15 protein-coding genes and 1 other RNA gene are annotated in these 18,349 nt (G+C 63.5%); 6 read left to right on the top strand and 10 right to left on the bottom strand.

Translation table 11 applies throughout. The features are described from left to right. Positions 1 to 84 precede the first annotated feature (84 nt). The 3 genes from ABDW57_RS17355 to ABDW57_RS17345 are packed head-to-tail and all read left to right on the top strand — an operon-like array spanning position 85 to position 5,329. Positions 85 to 2,907, top strand: a complete 2,823-nt coding sequence (locus ABDW57_RS17355; RefSeq protein ID WP_343731426.1) for a response regulator — start codon at positions 85 to 87, stop codon at positions 2,905 to 2,907. Positions 2,908 to 2,909: 2 nt separating this feature from the next. Further along, entirely contained in the window at positions 2,910 to 5,048 is a 2,139-nt protein-coding gene (locus ABDW57_RS17350; protein ID WP_343731425.1) for an EAL domain-containing protein, read from the top strand. Beyond that, positions 5,045 to 5,329, top strand: coding sequence for a hypothetical protein (locus ABDW57_RS17345; protein WP_343731424.1), 285 nt, complete (start codon positions 5,045 to 5,047; stop codon positions 5,327 to 5,329). Before ABDW57_RS17350 ends, ABDW57_RS17345 begins: the two co-directional genes overlap by 4 nt. Positions 5,330 to 5,476: 147 nt before the next feature. On the opposite strand, the gene ABDW57_RS17340 is transcribed toward ABDW57_RS17345, so the two are convergent. From ABDW57_RS17340 to dnaX, 4 genes are read right to left on the bottom strand one after another with little or no spacing between them, the layout of a single operon-like run. Further along, on the bottom strand, positions 5,477 to 6,691 hold the full coding sequence (locus ABDW57_RS17340; protein WP_343731423.1) for a CaiB/BaiF CoA-transferase family protein: 1,215 nt from the start codon (positions 6,689 to 6,691) through the stop codon (positions 5,477 to 5,479). Continuing rightward, positions 6,688 to 7,278 (bottom strand): recombination mediator RecR, encoded by a 591-nt coding sequence (gene recR / locus ABDW57_RS17335; RefSeq protein WP_343731422.1) that lies wholly within the window; start codon positions 7,276 to 7,278, stop codon positions 6,688 to 6,690. The genes ABDW57_RS17340 and recR overlap by 4 nt, the downstream gene beginning before the upstream one ends. Positions 7,279 to 7,284: 6 nt before the next feature. Continuing rightward, a complete protein-coding gene (locus ABDW57_RS17330; RefSeq protein ID WP_343731421.1) occupies positions 7,285 to 7,611 on the bottom strand; it encodes a YbaB/EbfC family nucleoid-associated protein in 327 nt (108 codons plus the stop codon). A gap of 42 nt (positions 7,612 to 7,653) precedes the next feature. Then, a complete protein-coding gene (gene dnaX, locus ABDW57_RS17325) occupies positions 7,654 to 10,326 on the bottom strand; it encodes a DNA polymerase III subunit gamma/tau (protein WP_343731420.1) in 2,673 nt (890 codons plus the stop codon). Between the two features lie 114 nt (positions 10,327 to 10,440). Between dnaX and ABDW57_RS17320 the strand changes: the two genes are divergently transcribed. Continuing rightward, the gene (locus ABDW57_RS17320; RefSeq protein WP_343731419.1) at positions 10,441 to 11,094 is read left to right on the top strand and encodes a hypothetical protein; all 654 of its coding nucleotides are present in this window, start codon (positions 10,441 to 10,443) and stop codon (positions 11,092 to 11,094) included. Between the two features lie 37 nt (positions 11,095 to 11,131). Here the strand turns inward: ABDW57_RS17320 and ffs are convergent. Both ffs and ubiD read right to left on the bottom strand, forming a co-directional pair. Continuing rightward, an RNA gene (gene ffs / locus ABDW57_RS17315) (signal recognition particle sRNA small type) lies at positions 11,132 to 11,230 on the bottom strand. A 15-nt stretch (positions 11,231 to 11,245) separates the two neighbouring features. Next, positions 11,246 to 12,730: a 4-hydroxy-3-polyprenylbenzoate decarboxylase gene (gene ubiD / locus ABDW57_RS17310; RefSeq protein ID WP_343731418.1), complete on the bottom strand. Its 1,485-nt coding sequence runs from the start codon at positions 12,728 to 12,730 to the stop codon at positions 11,246 to 11,248. Positions 12,731 to 13,236: 506 nt separating this feature from the next. On the opposite strand from ubiD, the gene ABDW57_RS17305 reads away from it, so the two are divergent. Beyond that, a complete protein-coding gene (locus tag ABDW57_RS17305; protein WP_343731417.1) occupies positions 13,237 to 14,097 on the top strand; it encodes a lytic transglycosylase domain-containing protein in 861 nt (286 codons plus the stop codon). On the opposite strand, the gene ABDW57_RS17300 is transcribed toward ABDW57_RS17305, so the two are convergent. From ABDW57_RS17300 to ribBA, 4 genes are all read right to left on the bottom strand, one after another. Continuing rightward, positions 14,098 to 14,757: a hypothetical protein gene (locus ABDW57_RS17300; RefSeq protein ID WP_343731416.1), complete on the bottom strand. Its 660-nt coding sequence runs from the start codon at positions 14,755 to 14,757 to the stop codon at positions 14,098 to 14,100. 127 nt (positions 14,758 to 14,884) lie between these two features. Next, positions 14,885 to 15,355: a transcription antitermination factor NusB gene (gene nusB, locus ABDW57_RS17295; protein ID WP_343731415.1), complete on the bottom strand. Its 471-nt coding sequence runs from the start codon at positions 15,353 to 15,355 to the stop codon at positions 14,885 to 14,887. A 23-nt stretch (positions 15,356 to 15,378) separates the two neighbouring features. Further along, positions 15,379 to 15,867 (bottom strand): 6,7-dimethyl-8-ribityllumazine synthase, encoded by a 489-nt coding sequence (ribH, locus tag ABDW57_RS17290; RefSeq protein ID WP_155465017.1) that lies wholly within the window; start codon positions 15,865 to 15,867, stop codon positions 15,379 to 15,381. Positions 15,868 to 15,892: 25 nt separating this feature from the next. Next, entirely contained in the window at positions 15,893 to 17,005 is a 1,113-nt protein-coding gene (ribBA, locus tag ABDW57_RS17285; protein WP_343731414.1) for a bifunctional 3,4-dihydroxy-2-butanone-4-phosphate synthase/GTP cyclohydrolase II, read from the bottom strand. 249 nt (positions 17,006 to 17,254) lie between these two features. Here ribBA and ABDW57_RS17280 point away from each other — a divergent pair, with 249 nt between their 5' ends. Beyond that, a complete protein-coding gene (locus tag ABDW57_RS17280) occupies positions 17,255 to 18,337 on the top strand; it encodes a hypothetical protein (protein ID WP_343731413.1) in 1,083 nt (360 codons plus the stop codon). The last annotated feature ends 12 nt before the right edge of the window (positions 18,338 to 18,349 follow it).

Raw genomic sequence — 18,349 nt, 5'->3', positions numbered from 1 at the left:
CCCGCATTAGATGTACATCAAAGCCGAGCTTGCCTGATGCCTATATTTTTCTTATTGGCATTCATTTATGCATGGGCCCACGCGATGTTCAACTTTGAACGCTCCGGTCTGAGTCAGAAACTGACCATCATGTCCGTGCTGTCCACCGGCAGCGCGCTGCTGCTGGTGTTCGTGGCGTTTGCCGCCACGTCCGTGCTCAGCCACAGTGACGACGCGCGCCAGCAGCTGTCCTCGCTGGCGGGCGTGATCGGCAACAACAGCAAGACCGCGCTGCTGTACGCCGACCGCCGCCAGGCCGCCCAGACCCTGTCGACGCTGGCGATGGAAGACGATATCCTGCAAGCGGCCCTGTACGACAGCGAGGGCACGCTGCTGGCGCGCTACCTGTCGCCGCACCTGCCGCCCGGGCAGAGCGGGCCCGAGGCGCTGACCGCTACGGGCGCGGCTGCCGACCTGTACACCGAACGCAGCGGCCTCCCCTGGGCGCCCGCCATGCGCGTCTACCGCATCGTGCGCGAAGGCGACGAGGCCAGCGGCGTAGTCATGGTCGAAGGCAGCCTCACCCGCATGTGGCTGGATATCCTGAAAAACCTCGGCGCCGCCGCCGTGGCCGCCGCGCTGTCGTTCATGATGGCGTTGCTGACGGCGGCCCGCTTCAAGGGCAGCATTGCCGAACCGGTCGGCAAGCTGATCGCGGCAGCCCAGCAGGTCAGCCGCGGCCAGGCCACGCCGCGCATCGTCCACCACCGCAATGACGAGCTGGGCGCGCTGATCGACAGCTTTAACGATATGCTGGCGCAGGTGGAAGGCCGTGACGCCGCCCTGGCCCAGTACCGCGACCAGCTGGAACGCCAGGTCAGCGTGCGTACCGAACAACTGGAAAAAGCCAAGAACGCCGCCGAAACCGCCAGCCAGGCCAAGAGCGCCTTCCTGGCCACCATGAGCCACGAAATCCGCACCCCGATGAACGGGGTGCTGGGCATGACCGAGCTGCTGCTGGCCACGCGCCTGAGCGAGCAGCAGCGCCACTACACCGAGATGGTCAAGCGCTCCGGCGAGCACCTGCTGGTAATCATCAACGACATCCTCGACTTTTCCAAGATCGAGGCCGGCAAGCTGACGGTGGAATACATCCACTTCAACTTCCGCGATCTGCTGGACGACATCGACAATGTCTTCACCCCGCAGGCGCAGGCCAAGGGCTTGCAGCTGCAGCTGGACATCGCGCACAACATTCCGCTCGGCGTATGCGGCGATCCCAACCGGCTGCGCCAGGTGATGTTCAACCTGCTGGGCAATGCCATCAAGTTCACCGACGCCGGCCAGATCACGGTCAAGGTCGTGGTGGCGCAGGAGGATGCGCAAGCGGTCGGACTGCGCTTCGAGGTGCACGACACCGGCATCGGCGTCTCTGCCGAGGCGCGCGCGCGCATCTTTGATTCGTTCTCCCAGGCCGACGGCTCCACCACACGCAAGCACGGCGGCACGGGGCTGGGACTGGCGATCTCAAAACAACTGGTGGAGCTGATGGGCGGCGCGATAGGCGTCGACCATGCGCTAACTCAAGGATCGGTGTTTTGGTTTGCCGTAAATTTTGATAAACGTCGCATAGACAGCGACGATCCATCCACCGCAACACAGGGAATCCGCGCTTTGATTGTCGATGAAAATCCCGCCAGCCGCGCTGCACTGGAGCGGCAATTGGCGGCCTGGCGCATCACCTGCGCCTGCGCCTGCGCCAACGACGCCCTGCCCCGACTGCGGCAAGCGCTGGCCGGCGGTCATGCCTATGATGTGGTGCTGCTCGACATGGAACAGCCGCGCACCAGCGGCCTGGCGCTGGCGGCGGCCATCCACAGCGAAACCGCGCTGGCGGCCACGCGGCTGCTGTTGCTGAGCACCGAACGCAACGCGGCCGACAGCGTGCAGCAGCGCGAAGCGGGCGTCGCCTTCCAGCTCATCAAGCCGCCGCGCGAGTGCGATCTGTACGATGCCATCACCACGCCGGCGCGCGGACGCGAGCTCCGGCCGGCCGCTGCCAACGCCGCGCCGGCGCCGGCGCTCTTGCACGCCGCCGTGGCGCCGGCCGCGCCGCCCGTCACGACGCTCACCAGCGGCAGCCGGCCGCGCAAGCGCCGCAAGGTGCTGCTGGCCGAAGACAACCCGGTCAATGTGGAAGTGGCCAGCGCCATGCTGGAAGGCCTCGGGCTGGACGTCAGCCGCGCCAGCAACGGCGAAGAAGCGCTGCACTCGGTGCAAGCCGATGACTTCGACCTCATTCTCATGGATTGCCAGATGCCGGTGATGGACGGCTTTGCCGCCACCAGCGAAATCCGCCGCCACGAGCAGCAGCGCGGCCGCGCCCGCAGCATGCCCATCATCGCCATCACCGCCAACGCGCTGCAAGGCGACCGCGAATCCTGCCTGGCAGCCGGCATGGACGACTATCTGAGCAAGCCCTTCACCCAACAGGCGCTGGGGCAGACCCTGTCGCGCTGGATCAGCCTGCCGCGCACGGCGCCGGCGCCGGCCGAGGCGCCCAGCGCGCAGGACGACACCATCAACCGCCAAGCCCTGGACAACATCCGTGCCCTCAGCCCCGCCAACGGCGACGCCCTGCTGGAGCGCGTACTGCAAGCCTTCCTGCGCGACACCCCGCAGCACCTGCATACCATCCAGCAAGCAATCAGCGCCGGCGATGCCGGTCAGCTGCGCAAGGCCGCGCACAGCCTCAAGTCCAGCAGCGCCAATGTCGGCGCCGACGCACTGGCGCGGCACAGCAAGGAACTTGAACAACTCGGACGCAATAACACCACCGCCGGCGCCGCAGCACTGCTGGCTGACATGGAACACTCTTTCCAGGCCGCGCGGCAGGCGTTGGGAGCTCTCCTGGAAAAGGAAACCTGATCATGGCAACTTCCCCCAAGCGCGGCCTGGTACTGGTCGCAGACGACGATCCCACCATGCGTCTGCTGATGCTGGAAATGCTGGCCCAGGTCGGCCTCGACGCCATCGAAGCCGAGGACGGCGTGCAAGCGCTGGCCAGCTTCCAGAGCGTCACGCCTGACCTGGTGCTGCTGGATGTCGACATGCCCGGCATGGACGGCTTCAGCGTGTGCCGCGAAATCCGCCGGCTGGAAGCGCAGGCCGCCGTGCCGATCATCATGGTCACCGGCGGCGACGAACTGGAATCAGTGACCCGTGCCTACGAGGCCGGCGCCACCGATTTCGTCTCCAAGCCGATCAACTGGCCCATCCTCGGCCACCGCGTGCTGTACGTGCTGCGTGCCAGCGACGCCATCAGCCGCCTGCGCATTGCCGACGCCCAGCACCGCGCAGTGCTGGCCGCCATCCCCGACACCTTCTTCCGCATGAACAAGGACGGCTACTACCTCGACTACGAGCAGGGCCACGAAGCCAGCAACGTCTTCTCCACCGACCTGTGCGTGGGCCGGCACCTGAGCCAGGTGCTGCCGCCCGATATCGCCGGGCACATGCTGGAGCAAGTGCATACCGTGCTCGACACCCAGCATATCCGCTCGCTGGATTACCAGTTGCCTCTGCCTGGTCCGGCGCCGCGCGCGCGGCAGGGCGAGCATCCGGCACCGCTGCCGGTGCGCCACTTTGAAGCACGGCTGGTGGCCACCGGGCCGGACGAGGTGCTGGGGCTGGTGCGCGACATCAGCGAGCGCAAGCGCAGCGAGGAGCAGATCCGCCGCCTGGCCTATTGTGATTCGCTGACCGGCATCCCCAACCGCCAGGCCTTCCTGGAAACCCTGGAGGCCGAGCTGGTGCGCTCGCGCAAGGCCAATAAAAAGTTCGCGGTGCTGTTCATGGACCTGGACGCCTTCAAGCGCATCAACGACACACTGGGCCACGACGTTGGCGACCACCTGCTGAAAGCCGTCTCCGAACGCCTGCGCGAGACCACGCGGCCGGGCGACCTGGTCTCGCGCAACGAAGGCGCCACCAACCTGGCACGACTGGGCGGCGACGAATTCACCATTCTGATTCCCGACCTGGAGCGGGTGGAGAACGCGCTGAACGTCGCGCACCGCGTGAAGGAAGCCATGCGCCGCCCCTTCCTGCTGGATGCGCACGAAATCTTCGTCACCGCCAGCATCGGCATCTCCTTGTATCCGGAGGATGGCGAGGACTGCAACTCGCTGCTCAAATACGCCGACACCGCCATGTACCACGCCAAGAACTGCGGCAAGAACAACGCCAAACTGTACAGTTCCTCGCTGACCATGCAGATCATGAGCCACGTCAAGCTGGAAGTCGGCCTGCGCAAGGCCTTGCAGAACGATGAGCTGTATCTGCTGTACCAGCCGCAGATCGACGTTGCCAGTTCGCGCATCGTCGGCTTTGAAGCGCTGGTGCGCTGGCGCCATCCCGAGCGCGGCGTCATCTCACCGACCGAATTCATCCCGCTGGCCGAGGAGACCGGGCTGATCGTGCCGATCGGTGAATGGGTGTTGCGCAACGCCTGCCAGCAGGCGATGGCGTGGCAACTGCAGGGCAAGCCGCCGGTGCGGGTGGCGGTCAACCTGTCGGCCAAGCAGTTCAAGGACGAAAACCTGACGCAGAGCGTGATCTCCGCGCTGCACGACACTGGTTTGCCGCCCGAGCTGCTGGAACTGGAGCTGACCGAAGGTACGTTGATGGACGACGCCCGCGCCACCATGTCCACGCTGGAGCAGCTGCGCGCCATCGGCGTCTACCTGTCGATCGACGACTTCGGCACCGGCTACTCATCGATGAATTACCTGAAGCGCTTTGACGTGCGCGCGCTCAAGATCGACAAAAGCTTCATCAGCGGCCTGCCGCTGGATTCGGAAAACGCCGCCATCACGCGCGCCATCATCGCCATGGCGCACGGCCTGAAGATGGCGGTGGTGGCCGAAGGCGTGGAGACGGATGCGCAACTGGTGCTGCTGGAACAATACGGCTGCGACATGGTCCAGGGCTACTACCTCGGCCATCCCTCCCCGCCCGACACCATCCATCGCATGCTGGCCAACCAATGCACGCCCGTCATGACATGATCAACATCACCAGACGGGGCTGGAACCACATCGCCAAATACCATACCGCCACGCAATCGCCAACGCATGCAAACAAGAGTAAATTCAATGCAGGCAAGGACTTGGTCAAGTTAATTTACCAAGCTTCGCAGTTCGCCCCGGCCAAAACCATGCGCCAGCACATAGTGCGCACTTTTGATGCTGGGCATAACATCGGCATGGACAGACGCAGCAAAAAAGCTACTTCGGTGGTTACCGTAATTACCCGACTTAACGGCGATCTGGTAAACATGTTTCCGTGACTGCCATAGGAGACAATGATGGCACTAGACTTTGCTGTTCTGACGGCAGATGAGACCTCCGCAGATATTGTTCCGCTGGAATGGGATCAACATGAGGCGCTCATCGATCTCGCCGCGCGGTTTAAGCTCACGCAACTGCTGCGGCGCTCACAGCACCCCATCCTGCTTCATCGCGGCGATGGCGTCAGCGCTGTAGCCAAGCGATAGCAGGACTTCGTCGTTGTGCTGGCCCAGCGTCGGCCCCAGCCATTTGGTGTGGCCCGGCGTGGCCGACAGCTTGGGCGAAATGGCCGGCAGCTTGACTGGCGTGCCGTCGGCAAACTGGTGCTGTTCGAACATCTCGCGCGCCAGGAATTGCGGGTCGGTCATCATGTCGCGCACGGAGTAGATTTTGCCGGCCGGGACGTCAGCCGCTTTCAGCACTTCCAGCGCGCTGTCGATGGTTTGGGTGTCGCACCAGGCCTGGATGGCGTCATCGATCATTTGCGTGTGCTTGACGCGGCCATCGTTGCGCTCCAGTTCCGGATTGCCGGCCAGGTCGATGCGGCCCATGGCCAGCACCAGCCGCTTGAAGATGGCGTCGCCATTGCCGGCGATGACGATGTTCTCGCCATCCCTGGTGGTGTAGGTATTCGACGGCACGATGCCCGGCAGCGAGCCGCCGGTACGCTCGCGCACCACGCCGGCGTGGTCGAATTCCGGCACCAGCGATTCCATCAGGTTGAACACGGATTCGTACAAGGCCACGTCCACCATCTGGCCTTCGCCTTTGTGTTTGCCGCCGGTGGCGTCGCGGTGACGCAGGGCCATCATGGCGCCGATCACGCCGTGCAGCGCCGCCACCGAATCACCGATCGACACGCCCACCCGCACCGGCGGACGGTCGGCATGGCCGGACACATAGCGCAGGCCGCCCATCGACTCCCCGATGGCGCCAAAGCCCGGCAAATCCTTCATCGGTCCGGTCTGGCCGAAGCCGGACAGGCGCACCATGATGGTTGACGGATCGACCGCCTTCAATTGTTCGTAACCGAGCTCCCATTTCTCCAGCACGCCGGGACGGTAGTTCTCGATGATGATGTCGGCCTCCAGCGCCAGCTTGCGCGCGATCTCGCGGCCCTGCGCATGCTTCATGTTCAGCGTGAGGGATTTCTTGTTGCGCGACTGCACCGACCACCACAGTGAGGTGCCATCCTTCAGCACCCGCCATTTGCGGATCGGGTCGCCGCCGTCGGGCGATTCAATCTTGATCACTTCCGCGCCAAACTCGGCCAGCATGCGCGCACAAAAAGGGCCCGCGATCAGCGTGCCCAGTTCCAGTACTTTAATGCCGGCCAGCGGGCCGGAAGTGTTCTTGCTCATGTCGTCCTTCGATCCAGCATGGCGCGGGCGATGGTGCCGGCGTCCACGTATTCCAGCTCGCCGCCGACCGGCACGCCGCGCGCCAGCCGGCTCACGCGCAGGCCGCGCGCCTTCAGCAGCTCGGAAATGTAGTGGGCGGTGGCTTCGCCTTCGTTGGTGAAATTGGTGGCCAGCACCACTTCGGTGACCAGGCCGTCGGCGGCACGCGCCACCAGTTTTTCAAGGTGGATGTCTTTCGGGCCGATGCCGTCCAGCGGCGACAGCCGGCCCATCAGCACGAAGTACAGGCCCTTGTAGGTCAGGGTCTGCTCGATCATCAGTTGATCGGCAGGCGTCTCGACCACGCACAGCAGGCGGCGGTCGCGCGAATCGTCGTTGCAGGTGTCGCAGACGTCTTCTTCGGTGAAGGTATTGCAGAGCGCGCAGTGGTGCACGGCGTTGACTGCCTGATGCAAAGCGCGCGACAGCATGTCCGCGCCTTCGCGGTCATGCTGCAGCAGGTGGAACGCCATGCGCTGCGCCGACTTCGGTCCCACGCCAGGCAAGCGGCGCAGGGCTTCAGTCAGGAATTCCAGCGACTTGGACATGGGGCCTTAGAACGGCATCTTGAAGCCGGCCGGCAGGTTCATGCCGGCGGTCAGGCCGCCCATTTTCTCGGCGGCGGTGGCTTCGGCCTTGCGCACGGCGTCGTTGAAGGCGGCGGCCACCAGGTCTTCCAGCATGTCTTTGTCGTCCGCCAGCAGCGACGGGTCGATCGAGACACGCTTGACGTCGTTCTTGCAGGTCATCACAACCTTGACCAGGCCGGCACCCGACTGGCCTTCCACTTCGATCAGGGCCAGCGATTCCTGGGCCTTTTTCATGTTCTCTTGCATTGCCTGGGCTTGTTTCATCAGGCCGGCCAGTTGGTTCTTCATCATGGTGGAGTTCTCCGTGTTGCGGTAAATTGTTGAGGGAAGCGATCAGGCAGCCGCTGCCGCGCTGGTTTGCGGCGGCACGATGGAGCCAGGGACCACCCAGGCGTCCAGTTCGCGGATCATGCTGTTCACAAAAGGATCGTTGGCGACAGTTTCTTCGGCAGCGCGCTGGCAGGCTTCGCGGTAGGCTTGCGCCTCGGCGCTGGCGGTGTACCAGACGGCGCCCAGTTCGGTATCCACGCGCACGGTACGGCCAAAGCGTTCGGCCAGGGCGGTAGTCAGTTTTTCCACGTTGCCGGGCGTGCGCCAGGTTTCGATCGGCACGCGCAGGGCGAATACGGCGGCATTGCCTTCGAAGTAGCACCTCACCATTTCGGCTTGCATCGCCAGTTGCTGGGCGGTGCCGCGCAGTGGCAGTGCGGCCGCCACGGCGGGCCAGTTGCCGTCCCAGTTCAGTTCAGGGACCGGCGTGATGACGTATTCGTAAGGCGCCTTGGCGGGCGCCGGCGCGGCGCGGGCCGGCATGGCAATGGCGTGCGGATCGTTGGCCTGCAGGGCCGGTGTGGCCGGCTCGGGGGCGTACGGATGCGCGGCGCCCTGGGCCGGCATGGCGGAGTCGTCGGAGAATTCGGTGACCCACGGTGGCAGGTCGTCCTCTTCGGCAACGGCGGGTTTGGCTTTGGCTTGGGGGGCCGGCGCCACGTACTGCGGTGCGGCCGCAGGCGGCGCGACGCGGGCCGGCGCTTCCATCACAGCGGCGCCACCGTCATCGGCTGGCGGCATGTCTTCCCACGGCGCCGGACGCGACGGCGCGCCGCCATGGGCGCTGGCCGGCGATGGCGGCGTATAAGCAGCGCCCGGCCCTTGCGGCGCAACGGTGCGCGGCGCGGATGAAGCAGGCGCAGCGGCTTGCGGTGCGAAGGCCTGCGGCGCAGCGGTCTGCGGGGCGGATGAGGCAGACGCGGCAGCTTGCGGTGCGACGGTCTGCGACGCGGCGCCTTGTGGTGCGGCATTCTGCGGCGCGAATGGTGCAGGCGCCGTCGAGGCGGCGCTTACGCTGGGAGGCGACGGCGGTGCAGCGGGCGCTGGCGCTGCGGCCGGTGCGCTCGCTGCCGGACGTGCGCCGCCCGGACGCGATGCGGCGCGCGCGGCTTCCAAGGCAGCGTTGATCGCAGCGCGCGCAGTGCTGATTGGCGCGGCGGCCGCTGGCGGCGGCGCGCTCGCCGCGGGAGCAGCCGCCGACGCCGGCAATGGTACAGCGGCCGATGGCTGTGCAGCAGCGGCCGGCGACTGCGCTGCCGGCGCTTGGGCGGCGGCCAGCGCGGCAGTGGCTGGCGGTTGAGCGGCCGGCGGTTGAGCGGCCATTGCGGCGCCCGGCGCTGGTGCGGCTGGCGCTTGAGCGGCGGCCAGCGCGGCGGCGGCTGGCGACGGTGCAGCCTCGTTGCGCGCCATCGCGGCAGCGCCGGCGATGACCGACGGCGGCACCACGCTGGCATGGCTCGCCTGTACGTTGGCGGCAGCGCGTGCCGGTGTAGCGCCGGCCGCAGCACGGGCCGAAGCCATCGCCGCCTGGCGCGATACCGCCGGTGCCGCCGCTGGTTGTCCCTCCGCCCCGCCTACGCCGGGGCGAAAGGCCAGCATCCGCAGCAGGGTCATCGAGAAACCGGCATATTCATCCGGCGCCAGGCCCAGCTCGTTGCGGCCATGCACAGCAATCTGGTAATACAGCTGCACCTCTTCCGCATCAAACAAACCGGCCAGGCGCACGATATCCGCGTATTCCGGCAAATCCTCGGGCAACGCCGCCGGCACGGTCTGCGCCAGTGCGATCCGGTGCAGCAAAGTCCCCAGATCCTGCAAAGCGCCGTTGTACGACAGGCTGCGCGTGGCCATCTCATCGGCCACCGCCAGCAGATCGGCACCGTCCTGCGCCGCCAGCGCATCCAGCAGGCGAATCAGGTACGACTGATCCAGCGCCCCCAGCATGCCCTGCACCGCATCCAGCGTCACCGCGCCGGCGGCATACGCAATCGCCTGATCGGTCAGCGACAAGGCATCGCGCATCGAACCATGCGCACCGGTCGCCAGCAGGCGCAAGGCCGGCTGCTCAAAGGTGATGCCCTCCTGCCCCAGAATATTTTCCAGGTGGCCGATGATGTGCCCCGGCGGCATCTGCTTCAGATTGAATTGCAGGCAGCGCGACAACACCGTCACCGGAATCTTCTGCGGATCGGTGGTCGCGAGAATGAACTTGACGTGCTCCGGCGGCTCCTCCAGCGTCTTCAGCATCGCGTTGAAGGCGTGGTTGGTCAGCATGTGCACCTCGTCGATCATATAGACCTTGAAGCGGGCATTGGTCGGCGCGTACACCGCCTGCTCCAGCAACTGCGCCATCTCGTCGACGCCGCGGTTGGATGCCGCATCCATCTCGATGTAATCAACAAAGCGGCCCGCATCGATCGCCGCGCAAGCCTCGCACACGCCGCATGGCGTGGCCGTGATGCCGCCGGTGCCATCCGGCCCGACGCAATTGAGCGACTTGGCCAGAATCCGCGACAAGGTGGTTTTACCCACACCGCGGGTACCGGTGAACAAATAGGCGTGGTGCAGCCGGCCGCTATGCAAAGCATGCGTCAGTGCGCGAACCACGTGCTCCTGGCCGACGAGCGTTTCGAAGTTTCGAGGGCGGTATTTACGGGCGAGGACTTGATAGGACATGCTGGGATTTTACCGTATCGCGGGTGCCAAAGCGGCAATTGTAACAAGTCGCGACTGGATTAGGTAAGTCTGCCATTTCGCCCTACAATTTGTTTTTCTTTTAACATGCCTAAAATGAAAAAACTTGCCCTGACGCCGCTGCTGTTGCTGTCCCTCGCCGCCCACGCTGATGAACGCGAATGGCACCCCTATAAAAAACTGGTGGAAGACCTGCGCTTCGACAAGTTCTACGCCCTGCCAGCCGCAGAGCGCGACAAGATCAACCTCTACCTGACCGTCAAGCCGCTCAACAAGAACTACAAGCCGTCCGACGTGGTGTTGACCGTGGTGAGCGGCAACGAGCGCCAGCCGCTGCCGGCGCTGTCGCCCGACTTCCGCCTGCCGCTGGTGCCCAATCCGAAATGGATGACCGACGACGCCAGGATCATGACCAGCCTGCCCAAAGAGGAAAAATCCAAAGTCGGCTATGAAGCCCTGACACCGTTGCCGGACGGCCTGCAATGGAATTACGCGCCGGTGATGAGCAGCGTCGGCCAGATGAATCAGGCCATCAAGAAAATGGCCGGGGCACTCAGCATGTTCGCGCCCAGCGCGAAAGTGGTGATCTTCAAGTTCCACCACCCGGCCCAGCTGAAAGTCGGCAACGCGGTCTACAACACCGACGCCAGGAACCAGATCCGGTTGAAGCCGGAAACAGCCCTGCTGAAAGAAAATCCGCTGATGGTGGCGTCCGAACGGCCGTTTGAAGCCGAACTGGAATCGGAATAAACAAAAAGCCGCCCGAGGGCGGCTTTTTCATGAATAAGGAGGCGAGCCTGATCTGCGGCACTTATGGTGAACGGCTGTGGCTGCTTCGTTCCCGACCTGACCAGGTTGACCATGCCACAATGCGCAGGGGCCCGCCAGACATCATTATACCTTACAGCCCGAGCTCCTGCCAAATCTGGTCCACCCGTGTTTTCACTTCCGGCGACATGGTGATCACCGTGCCCCACTCGCGCGTGGTTTCGCCCGGCCATTTGTTGGTGGCATCAATCCCCATCTTGCTGCCCAGGCCGCTGATCGGCGAGGCAAAGTCCAGATAATCAATCGGCGTATTGTCGACCAGCGTGGTGTCGCGGGTCGGGTCAACCCGGGTGGTAATGGCCCAGATCACCTCATTCCAGTCGCGGATATTCACATCCTCATCCACCACCACGATGAACTTGGTGTACATGAACTGGCGCAGGAAACTCCACACTCCAAACATCACACGCTTGGCGTGGCCGGCGTACTGCTTCTTGATCTGCACCACCGCCATGCGATAACTGCAACCTTCCGACGGCAAGTGGAAATCGGTGATCTCGCTGAACTGCTTTTGCAGCAGCGGCACGAACACTTCATTGAGCGCCAGGCCCAGAATGGCCGGCTCATCTGGCGGTTTGCCGGTGTAGGTCGAGTGATAAATCGGGTCGCGGCGCATGGTGATGCGGTCGATGGTGAACACCGGGAACCAGTCCTGCTCATTGTAATAACCCGTGTGGTCGCCATACGGTCCTTCCAGCGCATGCTCGTAGCCGGACGGGTGATTCTCGTCCGGATAAATATGCCCTTCCAGCACAATCTCGGCCGAAGCCGGCACGCGCAGCTCGCTGCCGATGGCCTTGACCAGCTCGGTGCGGCTGCCGCGCAGCAGGCCAGCAAACTGATATTCCGACAAGGCATCCGGCACCGGCGTCACCGCACCTAATATAGTAGCGGGGTCCGCGCCCAAAGCGACGCAGACAGGATATGGCTTCCCTTTGCTCTGGATGGCATGTTCGCGGAAGTCCAGCGCGCCGCCGCGATGCGCCAGCCAGCGCATGATGACCTTGTTCGGCCCCAGCACCTGCTGGCGATAGATGCCCAGATTCTGGCGCTTCTTATTAGGCCCCTTGGTAATTACCAGGCCCCAGGTAATCAGCGGCGCCACGTCGCCCGGCCAGCAGTGCTGGATCGGCAACTTCGACAAATCGACATCCGCGCCTTCCCACACGATCTCCTGGCACGGCGCGCCGCGCAGCTCTTTCGGCGCCATGTCCCACACCGCCTTCACCAGCGAGCCCAGGCCCATCAGATCCTTGAAGTCCTTCGGCGGCTCCGGTTCCTTCAGGCGCGACAGCACATGGCCGATCTTGCGCAGCTCGCTCACGCTCTCTGCGCCCATGCCCAGCGCCACGCGGCGCTGCGTACCGAACAGATTGCCCAGCACCGGCATGCTGTGTCCGGTCGGATGCTGGAACAGCAGGGCCGGGCCACCGGCGCGCAGGGTGCGGTCGCACACCTCGGTCATCTCTAAATGCGGCGAAACGGGCGTTAAAATGGGCTTAAGTTCGCCCATCCGTTGCAGTTGAGAAATAAAATCTCGTAGATCGGAATATTTCATCGGTTTTTTAATATTTTCTTACATTAAAGCGCACTGTTTAAAAATACAGGTCAAGTGATTGATTTTATTGGTTTTCCGCCGGATGCAAGGCAAAATTCTAGATTTAAAAGTTATAAAGACGGTTCGCGTTAGTATTGACTTGATATAAAACGGCTTCTACAATCCACCCTACTTGATGAGTACCGCCCTTTGAGGCCACTCATACATTCACGGAGTCGGGGCTCCACATGACATTTTAAGGAGTGTTTTCACAAGGCGTCTGCCTTCCTCCCCGGTAGTAGTTGTATTGCATCTGGTTGACTCCATCTGGAGAGATCAGCAACAAGCAAGCAATGATGGCGTTCGGCTCGCGCGCTTCCGCAGCGGCGACGAACGAGATATTTCTGATGCACGGCATTAGCACCTGTTTAGCTGCGTATGACGCTGGCGGGGGATCGCTTTTACGGACATTTCAGGGGAACTCTATGATTAATAGCAATACCGGTGCAGCTACGCTTGCCCGATCCATGGCTCGCCAGCCAGCCGCGTGGTTCTCCACGTCAGGCATTTCGGCAAAGGGCGTGTTGACCACCGCCCAGCACACCTTGACCATTGTCGGTGTCACCGCTTTAGTAGTAATGGCAGTACTGTTTGTCCGTCCTGACCTGGCCAAGGCCCTCAGCGACAGCCTGAACCGCACGCAACAGGTTGAAGCCGTAGCCGTCACCGCGCCACCGCTGGACGCTCTGATGGAAGCGCCAGCCGCCGCCACCGCAGCCGCTGCCAGCGAACCGCTGACGGCCGAGGAAAAAGCCCTGCTGGGCACTGAAAAGCAGCAGAAATGGGTCACCAACTGGCTGTCCAAGCGCTACCGCGTGGCTGGCGACGCCGCCAACATGCTGGTCTCCACCGCTTACCTGACGGCACGCGAGATCAAACTCGATCCGCTGCTGATCCTGGCAGTGATGTCGATCGAATCCGGCCTGAACCCGTTCGCGGAAAGCCCGATGGGCGCGCAAGGCCTGATGCAAGTGATGTCCAAGGTGCACCATGAGAAGTTCCAGGACATGGGCGGCCTGCAGGCCGCGCTGAATCCAGTGGCCAATATCCGCGTCGGCTCGCTGATCCTGAAGGATTACGTGACCCGTGGCGGTTCGGTGGAAGCCGGCCTGAAGAGCTACGTCGGCGCCGCCGCGTTTGAAACCGACGATGGTTATGGTTCGCGCGTTCTGGCCGAGTACAACCGCCTGAAGCAAGTCTCGGCGGGCAAGAAAGTGCCAACCATCACCCCACCGCAGCAAGTTGCGGCCGCACCGGCCAAGCAGGCAACCCCGCCAGTGGCTGCCGCCGAGAAATCGGTCAGCGGCACCCAGATCGCCGGCCTGTAATCACGGGCAGGACCTCACAGTGACGCGGCCGGAATCCTTGAACGGATCCCGGCCGCCACCGAAATTGTTCGACTCCTTGTAGTAGCACACCACCGAACCGCCTGGCAGCCGCCATTTGGTCACCCTGCTGCCGTCCGACGCAACAAACTCCCCGATCGCGCCACTTTCGCCTTTGTGCGCCTTGCCGATGGCTGCCGCCAATGCGGTTTGGTCGTTGACATATTTACGGTCGCGCTGAGTCCATGCTTCCTTGCGCAGCTGACGATCGATCTCGCCGGCGCCGCCGATGGCGCGCTGCTTGAGGTCTTCCTGCGGCTTGGCTGGCAGGGCAAACGGATCTGGCGCCGCCGGAGCGGGCGGCGCCTCCACCACCGGCGCCGGTGCCGGCAGCGTAATGGCCTGCGGCTCGACCCGTGGCGGCGCTGAGATCGACGGCGCCGGCCGCTGCCGTTCAGGCGAACGCGCGGCAGTTGCCGGCGCGGGCGGCGTCGCACGCGGCTCTGGCCGTTTAAACGGGGTCAGGATGTAGGTGATGGGCTCGTACGGCCGGAGAGGGGCCGCCAGCGGCCGCTCAGGCGCCTTCCACGCCATGAACGCCAGCAGGTGGGCGCCGGCGACCAGCGCCAGCCAGCCGCGCCGGCGCCAGCCTGGTGTCTGCAATTCGATGATACGGCTCCAGAATTAGCTGAAAAGCAATTCTCGCCAGCCCCGCCCTGGCCGGTCAACGCCCAAATAAAAAAAGCCACCGCACGCTACCGTGGGTGGCTTTTAACGATACCGGAACCGCTTAGCGCTTCTTGTCCGCCGCCACTTCTTCCGGACGCAGCTGGGCCGCCAGCTTGTCCAGCACGCCATTGACGTATTTATGGCCGTCGATGCCGCCGAACGACTTGGTCAGTTCCACCGCCTCGTTGATCACCACGCGGTAAGGAATTTCCAGATTGTTCTTCAGCTCGTAGGTGCCGATCAGCAGCACCGCGTGCTCGATCGGCGACAGCTCGGAAATGCCGCGGTCGACCAGCGGCGCAAAGATCGCGCGCAGCTCCACCGACGACGCGATGGCGCCGTTCAGCAGCACGGTGAAATGCTCGGCATCGGCCTTGTCGAAGCCGTGCGCGCCGCGGATGTGGTTGACCACCGTGGAGGCGGATTCGTTATTCAGCAGCCACTGGTACAACCCTTGCAGCGCGAACTCGCGCGCGCGGTGACGCGGCGTGCGGTTCTTGCTGGGGTTGGCGTGCAAAGTCTTCTCAGTCATTGTGGTTCTACCTTTATTCTTGATTACTCGTCGTCGCCCTGATCCTGGCTCAGCTCTTCCAGGGCGATGGTCAGGTTGGCCATTTCCACGGCCACGCGGGCGGCGTCGGCGCCCTTGACCGCCATGCGCACTTCGGCTTGCTCGTCGGTTTCGGTGGTCAGGATGGCGTTAGCGATAGGAATACCATAATCCAGGCCGATACGGGTGATGCCGGCGCCCGATTCGTTCGACACCAGCTCGAAGTGGTAGGTTTCACCGCGGATCACCGCGCCCAGCGCGATCAGCGCGTCGAACTGCTGCGACTCGGCCATCTTCTGCAGCACCAGCGGCACTTCCAGCGCGCCCGGCACGGTCACGTGCAGGATGTCTTCATCGGCCACGCCCAGATGCTTCAGCTCGGCCAGGCAAGCCGACAGCAGGCCGTGGCAGATGTCTTCGTTAAAACGGGCTTGTACCACGCCGATGCGCAGGTCTTCGCCGTTCAGGTTGGTTTCGTAGCTTCCTACGGTCATGATGGCCTCTTGTATGTTGGTTGAATTAGTTGGGTTTGGCGACGTAGCCGGTCACTTCCAGGTTGAAGCCGGTCATCGACGGCATCTTGCGCGGGCTGGCCAGCAGCTGCATCTTGCAGACGCCGACTTCACGCAGGATTTGCGCGCCGATGCCATAGCTGCGCAGGTCCATGCTGGCCGCGCGGCCTTTCGGCTTGGATTCTTCCGGCTTGCACAGCGCCTCGAACTGGTTGAAGAACTGCTCGGCAGTTTCTTCGCAGTTCAGCAGCACGATCACGCCGCTGTCGGCGGCCTTGATTGCCGCCATCGAGGACGACAGGTTCCACGAGTGGGTGGTGGCTTCCGATTCCAGGATGTCCAGGATGGATACCGGCTGGTGCACGCGCACCAGGGTTTCCTTGCCCTTGACGATTTCGCCGTGCACCAGCGCCAGGTGGGCCGAACCGCTCGGCTTGTCGCGGTAAGCGATCATGCGGAAATCGCCGTGGGCGGTCTTCAGCGTGCGCTCGCCGGCTTTTTCCACCAGCGACTCGTTGCGGCTGCGGTAGTGGATCAGGTCGGCAATGGTGCCGATCTTCAGATTGTGTTCCCTGGCGAATTCCAGCAGGTCCGGCAGGCGCGCCATGGTGCCGTCGTCCTTCATGATTTCGCAGATCACGGAGGCTGGCGTCAGGCCGGCCATGGCGGTCAGGTCGCAACCGGCTTCGGTATGGCCCGCGCGCATCAGCACGCCGCCCTTTTGCGCTTTCAGCGGGAAGATGTGGCCTGGCTGGACGATGTCCGACGGCTGCGCGTCTTTGGCGACCGCCACCTGAATGGTCTTGGCGCGGTCGGCCGCCGAGATGCCGGTGGTCACGCCCTCGGCCGCCTCGATCGACACCGTGAAGTTGGTGCCGAAGGCCGTACCGTTCCTGGTCGACATCATCGACAGTTCAAGCTGGTCGCAGCGTTCCTCGGTCAGCGTCAGGCACACCAGGCCGCGCGCGTACTTGACCATAAAGTTGATGGCTTCCGGCGTGACGAAGTCCGCCGCGAGCACCAGGTCACCCTCGTTTTCCCGGTCTTCTTCATCGACCAGGATCACCATGCGGCCAGCGCGCAACTCGGCGACGATTTCTTCGGTGCTGGAAATTGACATTTTTAATCCTTCAAGGCTGAGCAAGCGTATTGCATTAACCCGCTATTTTAAAGGATTTACGTCAACCCTACCGCAAAAGTCCGCTTTTATCCATCGCCCCCTCTGGCGCAAGGCATTTCCAACAAGATACATCGGGATTTCCCTACGGAAATTTCAGAATGCGCCGATAGTTGCCGTTCAGCTGAGGCGCTAGAGTGGGCATCCGTCCCAACCCGCCCGCAGCCCACGACTTTCACAGCGAGAAAATCCATGCATCCCGTGTCCCGTCAAGCCCATCCCATCCACGCACGGCAGCGCTCACCGCTGCGCCTGTCCCTCGCCCTGGTCGCCGCGCTGTCCGTCGCGCCGGCGATGGCGGTCGACGTAGGCGACATCGCCGTGCACGGCTACGGTCATACCAGCTACTTCCGCGAGGATGGCAGCGGCAGCTGGGATGACAGCCTGGTTTCGCTCTTGTTTACGGCTGAAGTAGCCGACCGCACCCGGGTATGGGTACAGTTGCACAACACCGCCAGCGTCAGCCATCTCGACTGGGCCTATGTGGATTACCGCGTCAACGCGGCGCTGACCCTGCGCGGCGGCCAGATCAAGCTGCCGATCGGCCTGTACAACGAGATCATTGACGCCCGCTTCCTGCAGCAAAGCACGCTCCCGCCGCTGATGTATCAGGACGGCAGCAGCTTCACTTATGAAAACATGCGTGGCGTCAACGCCAGCCTGACCCAGGCTCTGGGCACGGGCAGCATCGTGCTGACCGCCTACACCGGCGAGGTTGCGCCGTCACCTGAGACGCCTCCGACCACGGTTTATCACAATCTGACGGGGGCTAACGTGACATACACGCCGGTCGAGGGCTTGCGGCTGATGGCATCGGGTTTCCGCAGCCGCGTGGAAGAAAGCGACAGCAACCTGCCGGTGTTCGGCAAGGGTGTGAATGCAGTCCGCCTGCTATCGGCGGACTACGTCAACGAACACTGGGACCTCAAGGCGGAAGCTGGCCGCTCCAGCTTCAACGGCCAGAAAAGCCGCACCGCCTATGCGCAAGTGGCATATGCGGTCAACGACGCCATCAAACCTTTCGTTCGCTACGATACCATCCGCATCGGCGACGCGCCAGGCGACAGGAGCCGACAAACCACCCTCACCCTGGGCCTGACCTACAAGGTCAACGACAACGTCGCGCTGCGCCTGGAGGGGCACCGCAACGCCGGCTACGCCCTGGCTTACAGCCAATGGCTGGCATCCAGCCCCGGCGGCACGCCGGATCCCGATGCGCAACCTGCCCATTCACACTGGAACATGCTGGGCGCCAGCGTCAATTTCATTTTCTAACACGCCACGGAA

This window comes from Duganella sp., assembly GCF_039595735.1.
Classification (GTDB): domain Bacteria; phylum Pseudomonadota; class Gammaproteobacteria; order Burkholderiales; family Burkholderiaceae_D; genus Rugamonas.
The sequence above is the reverse complement of the archived record's forward strand: the minus strand, read 5'-3'. Positions and strand labels throughout refer to the sequence as shown.

Bases quoted from the DNA above. Each gene is read 5' to 3' on its own strand.
- ribBA (WP_343731414.1), bottom strand. From the start codon at position 17,005: ATGTCAATTTCCAGCACCGAAGAAATCGTCGCCGAGTTGCGCGCTGGC.
- ABDW57_RS17330 (WP_343731421.1), bottom strand. From the start codon at position 7,611: ATGATGAAGAACCAACTGGCCGGCCTGATGAAACAAGCCCAGGCAATG.
- ABDW57_RS17320 (WP_343731419.1), top strand. From the start codon at position 10,441: ATGAAAAAACTTGCCCTGACGCCGCTGCTGTTGCTGTCCCTCGCCGCC.
- ABDW57_RS17280 (WP_343731413.1), top strand. From the start codon at position 17,255: ATGCATCCCGTGTCCCGTCAAGCCCATCCCATCCACGCACGGCAGCGC.
- ABDW57_RS17355 (WP_343731426.1), top strand. From the start codon at position 85: ATGTTCAACTTTGAACGCTCCGGTCTGAGTCAGAAACTGACCATCATG.
- ABDW57_RS17305 (WP_343731417.1), top strand. From the start codon at position 13,237: ATGGCTCGCCAGCCAGCCGCGTGGTTCTCCACGTCAGGCATTTCGGCA.
- ubiD (WP_343731418.1), bottom strand. From the start codon at position 12,730: ATGAAATATTCCGATCTACGAGATTTTATTTCTCAACTGCAACGGATG.
- dnaX (WP_343731420.1), bottom strand. From the start codon at position 10,326: ATGTCCTATCAAGTCCTCGCCCGTAAATACCGCCCTCGAAACTTCGAA.
- ABDW57_RS17345 (WP_343731424.1), top strand. From the start codon at position 5,045: ATGATCAACATCACCAGACGGGGCTGGAACCACATCGCCAAATACCAT.
- recR (WP_343731422.1), bottom strand. From the start codon at position 7,278: ATGTCCAAGTCGCTGGAATTCCTGACTGAAGCCCTGCGCCGCTTGCCT.
- nusB (WP_343731415.1), bottom strand. From the start codon at position 15,355: ATGACTGAGAAGACTTTGCACGCCAACCCCAGCAAGAACCGCACGCCG.
- ABDW57_RS17350 (WP_343731425.1), top strand. From the start codon at position 2,910: ATGGCAACTTCCCCCAAGCGCGGCCTGGTACTGGTCGCAGACGACGAT.
- ABDW57_RS17340 (WP_343731423.1), bottom strand. From the start codon at position 6,691: ATGAGCAAGAACACTTCCGGCCCGCTGGCCGGCATTAAAGTACTGGAA.
- ribH (WP_155465017.1), bottom strand. From the start codon at position 15,867: ATGACCGTAGGAAGCTACGAAACCAACCTGAACGGCGAAGACCTGCGC.